Here is a 13,025-nt window from a genome sequence, read left to right on the forward strand (position 1 = left end):
TGATAAAAGGAACAAGATGAATATGTGGATTGTCCCGGGTGCGCCGTTGATGGAGGGCCAAGGCTGGCGGATTTGGTGTTCGAAAAAAGGGGAAGGCAACTTTTCTCCGCCGCAAATCGAGGTGCGGCAGAAGAATGCGACGGTCCCGTCAGAGAATACATGGACACTCCTCCCCCAACTTCCAGGATTGAAGCGGCGAATGGGCGTGATGGTCCTTACGCTCAACACTCCAGGTCCGCCAGAAGGCGCTCTCTATTCGGTCACCCTGTCAACAAATCAAGAGAGCCAGGTCTTTCAATGGTGGACGATGCCGTACCACCTCGCCGCTCAACAGGTGACCTTTCTGTTTGCCTCCTGCTTTTGGCATAACAATGATCGCGAGGGATATTACCGGTCCGGTCTTCAGGAGTTGGGCCAGTTGGCTCATCCGCACTTTAAATTATTACTGGGTGATCAGGTGTATGGAGACTGGCCGAATGCGTGGGATTTAGGCGATGAGGGCATCGAACTCTATGCGAAGCGATACGCCCAATATTGGGGAGATGAGGCCTATCGGGAAGCTTTACAAATCTGCCCGAACTTTTTTACCTGTGACGACCATGAATACTGGAACGATTATCCTGAAAAACAAATCCAATTACCTCAGACCTGGTATTCGAAGAATTGTAAAAAATACGGAGGAGGGGCTGAAGACCTCTATTACCAGTATCAACGATGTTTGAATCCTGACGAGGCTCGCTGGTACCGGTTTGAGATCAATCCGGTCTCGTTTTTTATGACCGACACCCGTTCAGAGCGCGAAAGGTGTAACGACAAAGGGACCAGTCATTTCATGTCAGAGGAACAGTGGGTGGCGCTGGAAGCCTGGCAACAGGGATTAACGGGGCCCGGAGTCTTGGGGCTGGGCCAACCACTCTTTCAAAAAGACGGGGATTTCCGTGACCATTCCTTGTCGAATTTCAAGCAGGACTACGCCCGTCTCTGGCGGGTGATCGAACGGTCCTTAGCCGGACAGAATGCCCAACAGCGGCCACATGACATCCTGATTCTGTCCGGGGATATTCATACGGGTCGATATGCGGAAGCCCATGGGCCAATTTCCGATGCCCCCTATGGGGTGCCGGAATTCATTGCCTCGCCGGCAGCCATGATCAATCCAGGTAATACCAGACCCGAAGCCCCGCCAGAAAAAATCCGGGTCCTTCCCAATGCGGAAGGAAAGGAGTCGGTGTGGCGGATCGATCCTCATACGAACATCGATATCATGACCATTCAAAATAATGTGGGTCTCGTGCGCATGGTGTCCGGAAGTCAGAATGGGGGATCGCCACGAGTCCGATTCGAATTGGAATTATGGAGTCTGCCGGCCAAGGTTATTGAAATTGATTGGGATGAAACCGCTCCACCTCAAGGTCTGGGTGGTCCCCTGAGGTGCTTGTGGAAGAAGGAGTTGTTGCTCCGGTAATGGATTATTCGACTCGATGGGTCATGGATGCCAGCCTATGTCCTGTGTGCGTTTTCTAAGCCTCGTCTAGAAAGGAACTCATCATGCGCCATTCTCAAACTTCGACCAGAAATCCGGACATTAAAGACTGGACCAGCAAATATGGAAAACGCACCAACCTGCAATTTTTTAATGATGCGTTTGCGTACTTGCAGAAACAGGATATTGGCAATCGTGGATTGATGACCGTAGTGTTGATCGGCAGCCGGGATGTTCCCGGGCATACGCTACGAACCGCCCAGTCCATGTTGCGTTGGGATCTCCGCCCGAGTTTTTGGTCGCATGTCTTTGTGGTGGCGGAAACGGTGACCTCTCGAACCTCGCTGAGATCCCTGCCGATCCTGGAAATCCCGCTGCATCCACGGAATGGGATCTTTCCAAGGCCGGAATGTAATGGCATCAACGGAGGCACCTTAGGCCTGTATGAGAATAAGGATATTGATGCCAATGTGGGGTTGGTGGCGGTAAGCATGTCAGACGAGGATGCCAAGAAACTTAAGAAACGGGCGATGAACTGGAATCAGGATCGTGTGCGTTACAATTTTTGGGAGATGTTGGGAGTTTGGCAAAGTTATCTCTGGTCCCAAGGGGCCAAACGCAATCCGTTGCGGGAAGGCACGCCGATCGCGGCGTCCTCCTATATTGAATTCATCTTTGAAGGACTCGGCTTGGGTGTGACACCGGGTACCTCGGAACGTAATAGCGCCCCGGAGCATCTCTGGAATGCGGCCTGCTGGTGGCACAAGGCCTTCAAGGAACAAGACCGGAAAGTGGCCGGGGTGTTTGTTGCTCGAGATCGCGGGTGTGCCATGGCCGGTTGCGACGAATAGGTTCTAGATGTATAAGGATGTTACGGTTAGGGCCGTGGCTGGAATTCCGTCATTCCCGCAGTAGTAAGCGGGAATCCATCTGAGAAGAATCCTGATAGATTCCCGATGAATGATGTTGGGAACTACACCGTGTTTTCTCGTATCTCCGAAGGCAAGTCTTTTCCCCTTTGTGCCGCCGAGTCCCAAGTTTTTATCTACTTCTTCCTGCTCCTCCTCGGGCTTTACTTTATCTGCTGACTGGCATGTATGTGACTGGACGAGAGATGCCGGGTTTCGGCCCGGCAGCCGAGGTCCTTTTGTTTCGGCAAAAGGACCCAAAACCACTGACGCCCCGCCCTTCTCATCTGATTGATCGGACGCTAAACACGGGGGAGCGGGCCAACTCGCTACGCACACACAAGGCCCGCCAAGACAAAGAGCGTCCGATCAGGGGACGGGCGGCAGGCGTCGGAGAAGGGAGGGGCTAGAGACTTCAAGGGATTCGATGTTGAATGGCAGGCGCTCCTGGCATGATTCCAACACAAGAATGTTTCGGAAATTGTTTGGAAGATGGATCAGTCTCCTGTTCCATTCCTTCCGCACAGGCTTTACTTTTTTCTTGCCACTGTCCATCATAAGCGATTGCAGAATCATTGAATTCTCAGGCGCTTAAAGAGGTAATATCCCAATGTGAAAGGGACATTGGATTAGATAATCAAACGGGATTCACTCGAGATGCCAAAAAAAATTAATTCCCCCCTTTCTGGAAATCAGCCACGAATCTTTCTCTCTTACGCCCGGGAAGATGGCGAAGACTTCGCGCGTGACCTTCGGAAAAAGCTCACCGAACCTGAAGATCCGGGCCAGCCAAAATTTTCCCTCTGGCAAGACCGCACGCAAATGGAAGGGGGCAAAGACTGGTGGGACCAAATTCTGGAAGCACTCAAGCAGGTGGAATACATGGTCCTGGTTATGACTCAAGCCGCATTGGTCTCGCCCATCGTCAGAAAAGAATGGCGGCAGGCACGGCAGGAAGGGGTTGGTGTCATTCCGGTCTTTGGGCAACCCGACCTGGATCTGTCCCAACTCCCTCGCTGGATGCGGGATGTGCATTGGGTTGATACCGACGTCCCTGAACAATGGACCCGCTTTATCCGCACGCTGGAGAGTCCGTATCAGGGTACGCGGGTGTCATTCATGCCCGATGACCTCCCGGCCGGCTTCGTGCCTCGGCTCAAAGAATTCGAAGAACTGGCCGGAAGCCTGCTGGACCCAAAGCAGGAGGAGCCGGTCGCCATCACTGCTGCCCTGAAAGGCGCCGGGGGCTATGGGAAGACGACGCTGGCCAAGGCCCTCTGTCACGATGAACGGATACAGCATGCCTTTCACGACGGCATTCTCTGGGTCACGCTGGGTGAACAACCCAATACCATGGCCGGATTGACGAAACTCTATGCCCCCCTCACCGAGGAACGTCCCAACTTTGTGGACGAAGAAGATGCCTTGGCTCGGCTGGCTGAGGTCTTGGGAGACAAAGATTGTCTGATGGTCATTGACGATGTCTGGAATGCCGCACATTTGCGCCCGTTCCTGCGTGGAGGCAAACGGTGCGCGCGGATCATTACCACAAGAGACAGCTGCACACTTCCTGAAACCGCCAGACTTCGGGTGCCGGTGGATGCCATGCAACAACAGGAAGCGTTGGCCCTGTTAGCCTTCGATCTGCCGGCCAATGATTTGGCAAATGCCGAAACTACAGCGCTTCAATCCTTAGCCGCACGATTAGGGGGATGGCCGTTCTTGTTGAAGTTAGTCAATGGCGCCCTCCGGGAACGGGTGAACACGATGAGGCAGCCCCTTCCAGCCGCGTTGGTTTATGTGCAAAAAGCCTTAGAAAAGCGTGGTCTCACCGCATTTGATGCCAGAAATCCAGTCGAACGCAACCAAGCTGTGGCTGCTACCCTCACGGCTAGTTTCGAACATCTGAAAGAAGACGAACTCGTCCGCTATCAGGAACTCGCAATCTTTCCCGAGGATGTCGAAATTCCGCTGATGGCGATCGCCAAACTCTGGAATGCAACCGGAGGTTTGGACGACTTCGACACAGAGGAACTCTGCACCCGGTTGAATCAATTATCACTTCTTTTGTCCTACGATCCCACCACACAACGAATCCAATTGCATGATGTGGTGCGAACCTATCTGGAAGAACAAGTGGCTTCGCATTTACCGGGACTTCATGGACAATTTCTTGATACCTACGACCTGAAGCATGAACCAATCAAATCCGCACAAGACCCTTATCTCTGCCGCTACCTGGCCTATCATCTGGTCAGGGCCGAGCGGTGGGAGGAGTTAAAAAACTTTCTTCTGAATGTGGACTGGCTCTATGCCAAGTTGGAAACGTTAGATGTGCCGGCTCTGCTCTCGGATTTTGATTGGATAAGGAGTGAGGAAATCTTCAGCGTGGTTCAGGGAGCCATCAGACTCTCAGCACATATTGTAGGAAAAGATCCGAAACAATTGGTAGGGCAATTGCTCGGTCGTTTACAAAATGAAGACTCTACTGAAATCAAGAATTTGGTTGAGAAGTCTAAACGATGGAGAAAACACCAGTGGCTCCGGCCGTTGCAAGGAAGTCTAATTGCGCCGGGGGGGCCACTCATTCGGACTCTCAGCGGACATAGTGCCTTAGTAAATGCAATTGCGGTAACGCCAGATGGGACGAGGGTGATTTCGGCCTCGTATGATCAGACGTGCATTGTGTGGGATCTAGCCACAGGGCAGGGGTTATACACTTTAAGCGGACATTATGATTCGGTGAGGGCGGTGGCTGTGACGGCGGATGGGATACGGGCGATTTCGGCCTCCCAGGATGGGACTTGCATTGTGTGGGATTTGATGACAGGGCAGAAGTTACAGACTTTTCACGGGCATCATGGTGGGGTAAATGCGGTGGCGGTGACGCCGGATGGGAGGTGGGCGATTTCGGCCTCCCAGGATCAGACATGTATCGTGTGGGACTTGAGGACGGGGAATGAGTTGCAGATCTTTCGCGGGCATCGTGGCTGGGTGAGCGCAGTGGTGGTGACGATTGAGGGGACACGGGCGATTTCCGCCTCGGAGGATGGAACGTGCATTGTGTGGGACCTACACACGGGGAAGGAACTGCATACCTTACGGCGCGGACATCCTGGCCAGGTGAGCGCGGTGGCGGTGATGGCGGATGTGACGCGGGCGGTTTTGGCCACGACTGATCAGACATGCATCGTGTGGGATCTGGGCACGGGGCAGGAGCTGCAGACCTTAAGGTTGAATCGTGCCTCGGGGAGGGCAATGGCGGTGACGGCGGATGGGACGCGGGCCATTTTGGCCACGACTGATCAGACCTGCATCGTGTGCGACCTTGGCATGGGGCTAGAACTGCAGACTTTATACGGGCATAGTGGCCCGGTGACAGCGGTTGCGGTGACCGCGGATGGAACGCGGGCGGTTTCCGCCTCAATCGATTGGACGTGCAAAGTGTGGGATCTTAGCGTGGGGCAGGAGCTGCAGACCTTACGCGGGCATCGTGACTGGGTGACTGCGGTGGTGGTGACGGGGGATGGGACGCGGGCGATTTCGGCTTCGGGAGATCGGACATGCAAAGTGTGGGACCTGAGCACGGGGCAGGAACTGCATTCCTTGTGCGGATATAGCGGCTGGGTAATTGCGGTGGCAGTGACGCTGGATGGGACGCAGGCGATTACCGTTTCGGAGGATTCGCCATGTATCGTGTGGGATCTTGCCACAGGAAAGGAGCTGCAGACTATACCTGGATGTGGTCGCGGGGCGACGGCGGTCGTACTGACGGCGGATGGGCGTGCGGTTTTGGTCTCGGGTGATCAAACCTTAAAGGTGTGGGCCCTGGATACGGGGCAGGAACTGCATACTTTACGCGGACATAGTGGCGGGGTGACCGCGGTGGCGGTGACGGGGGATGGGACGCGGGCGATTTCCGTGTCGGACGACCAGACGTGCAAAGTGTGGAACTTGGGCACGGGGCAGGAACTGCATACTTTACGCGGACATAGTGACGGGGTGACCGCGGTGGCGGTGACGGCGGATGGGACGCGGGCGATTTCCGCATCGAACGACCAGACGTGCAAAGTGTGGGACTTGGGTACGGGGCAGGAACTGTATACTTTACCTGGACATAGTGGCAGGGTGACCGCGGTGGCATTGACAGTGGATGGGATGCGAGCGGTCTTGGCCTCGGATAATTGGACGTGCAAAGTTTGGGATTTGACCAGCATGAAGGAGGTCGCCACTTTTATCGGAGAGAGCGTGATTAGCTCCTGCGCGGTTTCTCCTGATAGCAAAACGATTATAGTTGGAGAAAGAGCCGGGCGTATTCATATCCTCCGTCTTGAGGGAGTTGAGTGAGGGAACAATTTTTTTGCTTGTCCTGTGCATGCAAATAAATTAGTCTTCTAGGGTTTTATTAATTTTGTATTTTTTGCTCCCTTTTAAGTGTTTTTCTTTTCAAAGAGACAGTGAAGGGAAGAGGGCAGAAAGTAGGTTTGGGAACTGACATGAAAATTGGATTGATTCAAATGGCCTGCTCGGCCAATCCTTTTGAGAATCTGGAACGAGCCGTTGGCAAGGTTGAGGATGCGGCGCGAAACGGGGCGCAGATTATCTGTCTGCCTGAGTTGTTTCGCTCTCAATACTTTTGCCAGAAGGAAGATGCGGTCTTGTTTGATCTGGCAGAAACCGTGCCTGGGCCTTCCACGGAGGCATTGAGCAAGATTGCCAATGCCCGTGGTGTGACCATTTTAGTGTCGGTGTTTGAGCGGCGGACGGCAGGGGTGTACCACAATTCCATTGTCGTGTTGGATGAACGGGGAGAGATGGCCGGTCTGTATCGGAAGATGCACATACCCGATGATCCGGCCTATTACGAAAAATTTTACTTTACCCCAGGGGATCGGGGGTTTCAGGCGATCAAGACGACGCATGCAACGGTCGGGACGTTGATCTGTTGGGATCAGTGGTACCCCGAAGCGGCTAGGATGACCGCCCTACAGGGAGCGGAGATCTTATTTTACCCTACGGCCATTGGTTGGCATCCCAAAGAAAAATCAGAAGAGGGCCAGGCCCAGCGTGAAGCCTGGATAACCATTCAACGCAGCCATGCCATCGCCAATGGTGTGTTTGTGGTGGCGGTGAATCGGGTCGGCCATGAGGCTCCGGCCGGGGGTGATGGGTTGGAGTTTTGGGGCAGTTCGTTTGTGTGTGATCCGTTTGGTGTGGTGCTGGCTCAAGCGTCAGTTGAGAAAGAAGAAACGCTGGTGGTGGATATCGATCTGAAGCGCATTGAGGAAGTTAGACGTAACTGGCCTTTCCTTCGCGATCGACGCATTGATGCATATGGAGGAATCACAAAGAGATTTTTAGATGAATAGCACAGGGCCTATTTGACTTGTCCTCGGTAAGATCTGAACTGTCATTCCTTTCCATCCCGCTTTCTGTTGAATGGAGAAGGCTTCAAGATAAGGAGAGCGAACTCATTGTTGTCTACCATTTTTTTCGATACAACCTGGGTTGTGACATAAAAATCTAGACATGGGAGTGCTGAATAATAATAATTTCCAAGGGCAAATTGACCCACAGGTACGTTGCATACCAGAGGCCTCGGGACGGTTCAAAAAAGTTCGTCTAGCAAGGCCGCAGCCATTTTTGCCCGCAGAGCGTACTTCCAGTACGTGAGCACGGAAAAATGGCGAGAACGCCGCTGGCGGCTTTTTTCAACAGCCCCATACATGTCTGTTGTGCTTCGCCTATTTATAAGGCTAGATGATTCGGTTGCCCCGCTGTGATGTGGTTCCGAGAGGAACTGAAGGAAGAGTGAGGGGGAAAGTTGAAGCGAATTTCACCGAGATGGCGATCCTTTGCGGCTCATTTACGTGGGAATCAAAGCGATGCTGAACAGCGGCTCTGGGAGGAAATTCGAGATGGTCAGATCAAGGGATGGAATTTCCGGCGGCAACATCCCATCGGTAAGGGTATCGTTGATTTTTGTTGTTTGGAAAGGATGCTGATCATTGAGCTGGATGGTGGAGAACAACGAGAACAAGAAACCACTGATGAGGAGTCCACCAAGTATTTAACGGCTTTAGGGTTTCGTGTACTTCGATTTTTAAATGATGAGATTCTGGCTAAACCTGAGAATGTGGTGGAGGAGATCGTGAGAGTCATGGAACATTCTGAGAACCCACATTCTTCCTCTAGCCCTGTCACCTGTTCAGAGCCGAGCACTAGCATGGAGATGGAATCAGAGGATGCCCATACTCGCATTTTCTCTAATCAGGCAAAAGTCCCTCATACGGCGAGAGGATCTGCGATAGGGGTTCGAATGCCCGCAGAGTGGGAGCGACACGAGGCGACTTGGCTAGGATGGCCCCATAATACGAAAGATTGGCCGGGGAAAATGGGAGCAATCTCTTGGGTGTATGGGGAAATGGTTCGAAAGCTCTCTGGTGGAGAAACTGTTCGAATTCTCGTGAATGACAAAGACCATGAATTAAAAGCCCGGCGGGTGTTAGACAAAGTTGGGGTCGATATTACCCGTATTCAATTTTTTCGTGTGCCGACCAATCGGGGGTGGGCGCGGGACTTTGGCCCTATTTTCGTGAGACGGGATCAGCCTGATCATCAAGAAGCGATTGCCCGTTTTCGCTTTACCGCCTGGGCCAAGTATCCGGATTGGCAATTGGATGATCGTATCCCGGTTCGGTTAGGCGCGAAACTGAAGATTCCCGTGGTTCCGGTTGAGCGAAATCGGAAAGGGGTTGTTCTGGAGGGTGGTGCCATCGATGTGAACGGCCAAGGGACCTTGTTGACCACGGAAGAATGTTTGTTGGATGCCCAGGTGCAGGTACGGAATCCTGGGTATTCTCGACGGGATTATGAGGAAGTGTTTGGCAGCCATTTAGGCATTTCCCAGGTTCTCTGGTTGGGACAAGGCATTGCTGGTGACGATACGCATGGGCATGTGGATGATGTGTGCCGGTTCGTGGATCCCTATACGGTGGTGCTCTGTCAGGAATCCAATCCAGCCGATGAAAACTATCGTCCATTGGCTGAAAATGCCGAGCGATTAGAGGGGATGCGGGTGGAAGACGGGAGAAAGTTACTGGTGGTGCCCTTGCCGATGCCTGGGCCGCTGTATTTTGAAGGACGACGGCTACCCGCCAGTTATGCCAATTTTTATATCGGCAACGCTGTCGTGTTGGTGCCCACCTTTAATGATCCTCAGGATCGGGTGGCGGTAGGGATTGTGGCTGACCTGTTTCCTGATCGCACCGTGGTGGGTATTCATGCCGTGGATCTGGTCTGGGGGTTCGGGACCATACATTGTTTGACGCAACAACAACCAGCCTCTGATCATTTGTCGATCTTCAAGGAGCGTTCATGAATACCTCTTCCCCTGCGGCCGATCCTATTATTCTTCCCTCGCCTGTTCGAATTGGATGGATTGGGACTGGAGTCATGGGCGCCCCTATGTGTGAACATCTTCTTCGTGCGGGGTATGCCTTGACGGTACATACCCGCACCCCTTCTAAAGCTCAGATGTTGTTGGACCAAGGGGCCCGGTGGACAGAGTCTCCGGCAGCCTTAGTCGCGGAGGCCGATGTGGTGTGTACGATGGTGGGATTTCCTCAGGACGTTCGTCGGATATATCTCCAACCAGATGGCTTGTTGTCACAGGCTCGTCCGGGTCAGATCTTTGTGGATTTCACCACTTCTGAGCCGACGCTGGCCGGTGAATTAGCTAGTCAGGCCGGTTCAAAATCTGCGTCGGCTCTTGATGCGCCGGTTTCTGGCGGTGACATTGGGGCCAGAGATGGCACATTGTCCATTATGGTGGGTGGGGATTCAAGGGTGTTTGAAGCGGTCAGACCGATCCTATCCGTGTTTGGAAGAACTCTGGTGTATCAAGGCCAGGCCGGATGCGGGCAGCATGCCAAACTCTGTAATCAAATAACGATTGCGGGCACGATGATCGGTGTGTGTGAAGCGTTATTGTATGCCCACAAAGCCGGGTTGGATGGCGAAACCTTGTTACGCTCCATATCCAGTGGGGCTGCGGGATGCTGGACACTTGACCATTTGGCGCCACGGATATTGAAACGGGATTTTGAAGCCGGATTTTTTGTGGAGCATTTCATTAAAGATATGGGTATGGCGTTAGATGAAGCCAAACGAATGGGCTTACTTCTGACAGGACTGTCACTTGTTCGAAAGCTCTATGTGGCGATTCAAGCCAAGGGTCACGGGCCTTCCGGTACCCATGCTCTGTTGTTGGCACTAGAAGATTTGTCGCCGACCTTTCTCACCGAAGATTCCTCCCCCTCGCTCTTTGTCTGAGTAATTCAAATTCGGACCTGAATTTCCCCAATTTTTTGCCTCTGTGAGAATCTGCCTTGCTCCAATTTTTGGAGAGTGTTCTATCTTTAACAAAAAGGGGATTAGCTCTTTTCTGTGAAGGTTCCGAGAAATAAAATCGCTAACCCGAATTTTTTCTTTTGTGGTTTTTCCTCGTTATACCTTTCCCGGGTTCCTCTATCATGGTGGGTGGTGGGTTTTGTCGATTGGGAAGCATGATCTTTTTCTAAAGGATGGATCTTTGATGCCATGTGTGTGGGGTGAGTACTTTGCCCGTTGATGGATGGAGTGGAGGAAGGCATGGGCAATGTCCTGGCTTGTCCTTCATTCAGGATGAATGCGACCGAGAGGGCCAGGCCTGTGAGGCAGAGAAGACGCCATGTTCTTGTGGTCGGTTGCTGTCGGATCTTTTCCATTCTTGAGCCCTCCGTTCCGCCTCTGGTGCGGTGCGGGTTGGTCGGGAAATGCCTGGGCCTGTATCGGCATTCCGTTTTTAAACCTTGCGGGCGGACTCAGTGGTGCTTTTTTCTTGAAATTGCTGTGAATTGCGGTTCGGCGTTCGGAAACGGATCAATCCCGAGTGGAGCGAGAAAGTCATCGCGATCTGACCGAGAGGAGAGATGGCTACAACGTCATCCAATTTTCCAGAGCAGAATCAAGGTCAATGCCGACTTGTTCCGGAGCGAGGACCCGCACAATTTCTGGCCGTGGTTCATGAGAGGAGAGCACCGAGACATTGAACGGGATCGGTTCAGGCAAGGGGCGATGAATTTCGTCCTGGATAAGGAGGATTGTAGGTTGAAGCAGATTATCTCTTGAATTCGCTGTGACGATTCCCCTTTCACCGGTACTTAATTCCACCAGGGCATAGGTGGGATAAATTCCGATAAGATTAATGAAGGTCGCCACTAGCTCGCCATCTAACAGCCCTTTCCTGCCTTGTTGATACAACGTTTGGAGTGCGATTCTGACCGGGACAGGATTGCCGGTATGGTGACCGGTCAATAATTCATCATACTCGTCGACAATACGAAGGATTCGGGTGGGTGTGTGAATTTTCGCCGGATCACTTTTCGCAAGATATCCTGAGCCATCTAGTGCGATATGATGCTCGCGGATTAACGTGTCGACCTCGTCAGCCAAACAAGACTGTTGAGACAGCATGTCGACTCCCCGTCGGGGATGTTTATAGTACAGGCCTAATTCTGAGTCAGATAACTGGTTGAGCGGCCGATGAAGGACTTGTGGGAGGTTCAAGAGCCCCACGTCATGGAGGAGGCCCGCGCTTGCCAAGTGTTGTAACGTGGTGTTGTCCAACCCCACAGCTCGTCCAAGTAACACGCATAATGTACTGACCGCGAGCGCGTGATCGTACAAGACAGGAGAAAAGTCTCTTGTCCGAATCATGGCGATGCAGGCTTCTTCATGTCCGAGGGTTTCAGCCATAACGGATTCAGTGATTTGATGAACCTGTTCTATGGCGAGCCCTCCGGTTTTCTGTAGTGTGTGGAGGATATCCTGCACGCCCTCAAGCATATACTTCCGCACCAGCTTCATCGTGGTGAGTTCACCGGATAGTGATTTTCCCTGAATAGAGGGTGAGAGCAGCTGAAGACGTTCAGTTCTCGGGGGGACGGAGGAATCACGTATCGGAGGACCCTGTTTGGATGAGACCTCATCATTTTGAGTCTGTGGCAGTTCAGAATCTGATGCCACATCATGTCCACGATTAGTGTCAATCGTGATTTCTTGAATTCCGGCCTGTTGTAATTTGGCAATGTCACTTGAATCTTTAATGAGAAACCGGTGCACGAGGAAGGGAGTCTTCAACCATGAGCGATCGATTCCACAGAGGTACATTCCGACTTGAACCGATGTTGTTGGAATTCGTTTGATGGCCATAGGTTTACCGATGAGACGTTTTAGAATGGAAATCTCATTCCCTCAATTGAGGAAAATGCCCGATGTCTTCTTCGGTGTTCTTTCGCGCGTTCTTAATCTTCTCCGTCATTGCCGGACATGTGATGAGATTGAAGCGCTCCCCCTATCAAGAATGTCCCTGTTGTCCGGTGAAAGAAACATCTATGAATTGATAAAGCCTAGGGACGATCAGAGAACGCAAGAGATGGTGCCTGCCCTCGTAAAGCTTAAGTGTGCTCCTTGCCAGGCCGAAAAGGTGAAGACAGCTTTCACGGGGGATGGCGATGGGTGGATGTCGAACATCATTTCAGAGCAAGTGGGCAGACTCCTTGACTGTTGGCCCTGCTTCTCTACAGGATGTG

Annotated in this window: 9 protein-coding genes and 1 pseudogene; 8 read left to right on the forward strand and 2 right to left on the reverse strand. The window is 52.5% G+C overall.

All coding sequences use genetic code 11. The features are described 5' to 3' along the window. Window positions 1-16: 16 nt before the first annotated feature. From PJI16_13985 to PJI16_14020, 8 genes and pseudogenes are all read left to right on the forward strand, one after another. Complete coding sequence (locus tag PJI16_13985; GenBank protein MDT3778671.1) at window positions 17-1,465, forward strand: alkaline phosphatase D family protein; 1,449 nt, start codon at window positions 17-19, stop codon at window positions 1,463-1,465. An 83-nt stretch (window positions 1,466-1,548) separates the two neighbouring features. After that, window positions 1,549-2,334 carry a hypothetical protein gene (locus PJI16_13990; protein ID MDT3778672.1) on the forward strand — a complete coding sequence of 262 codons (786 nt, stop codon included), beginning with the start codon at window positions 1,549-1,551 and terminating at the stop codon, window positions 2,332-2,334. Window positions 2,335-2,597: 263 nt separating this feature from the next. Further along, on the forward strand, window positions 2,598-2,801 hold the full coding sequence (locus PJI16_13995; GenBank protein MDT3778673.1) for a hypothetical protein: 204 nt from the start codon (window positions 2,598-2,600) through the stop codon (window positions 2,799-2,801). 247 nt (window positions 2,802-3,048) lie between these two features. Continuing rightward, the gene (locus tag PJI16_14000; GenBank protein MDT3778674.1) at window positions 3,049-6,738 is read left to right on the forward strand and encodes an NB-ARC domain-containing protein; all 3,690 of its coding nucleotides are present in this window, start codon (window positions 3,049-3,051) and stop codon (window positions 6,736-6,738) included. A gap of 149 nt (window positions 6,739-6,887) precedes the next feature. Further along, on the forward strand, window positions 6,888-7,760 hold the full coding sequence (locus tag PJI16_14005; GenBank protein MDT3778675.1) for a carbon-nitrogen hydrolase: 873 nt from the start codon (window positions 6,888-6,890) through the stop codon (window positions 7,758-7,760). A 455-nt stretch (window positions 7,761-8,215) separates the two neighbouring features. Next, window positions 8,216-8,542 (forward strand): annotated as a pseudogene (locus tag PJI16_14010) (DUF559 domain-containing protein). A 168-nt stretch (window positions 8,543-8,710) separates the two neighbouring features. After that, complete coding sequence (locus PJI16_14015) at window positions 8,711-9,772, forward strand: agmatine deiminase family protein (GenBank protein MDT3778676.1); 1,062 nt, start codon at window positions 8,711-8,713, stop codon at window positions 9,770-9,772. Next, window positions 9,769-10,725: an NAD(P)-dependent oxidoreductase gene (locus PJI16_14020; protein ID MDT3778677.1), complete on the forward strand. Its 957-nt coding sequence runs from the start codon at window positions 9,769-9,771 to the stop codon at window positions 10,723-10,725. The genes PJI16_14015 and PJI16_14020 overlap by 4 nt, the downstream gene beginning before the upstream one ends. Before the next feature lie 101 nt (window positions 10,726-10,826). On the opposite strand, the gene PJI16_14025 is transcribed toward PJI16_14020, so the two are convergent. After that, window positions 10,827-11,159 (reverse strand): hypothetical protein, encoded by a 333-nt coding sequence (locus PJI16_14025; protein ID MDT3778678.1) that lies wholly within the window; start codon window positions 11,157-11,159, stop codon window positions 10,827-10,829. Window positions 11,160-11,367: 208 nt separating this feature from the next. Further along, window positions 11,368-12,645, reverse strand: coding sequence for a DUF3391 domain-containing protein (locus tag PJI16_14030; GenBank protein MDT3778679.1), 1,278 nt, complete (start codon window positions 12,643-12,645; stop codon window positions 11,368-11,370). Window positions 12,646-13,025 lie beyond the last annotated feature (380 nt).

Source organism: Nitrospira sp. MA-1, from assembly GCA_032139905.1.
Taxonomy (GTDB): domain Bacteria; phylum Nitrospirota; class Nitrospiria; order Nitrospirales; family UBA8639; genus Nitrospira_E.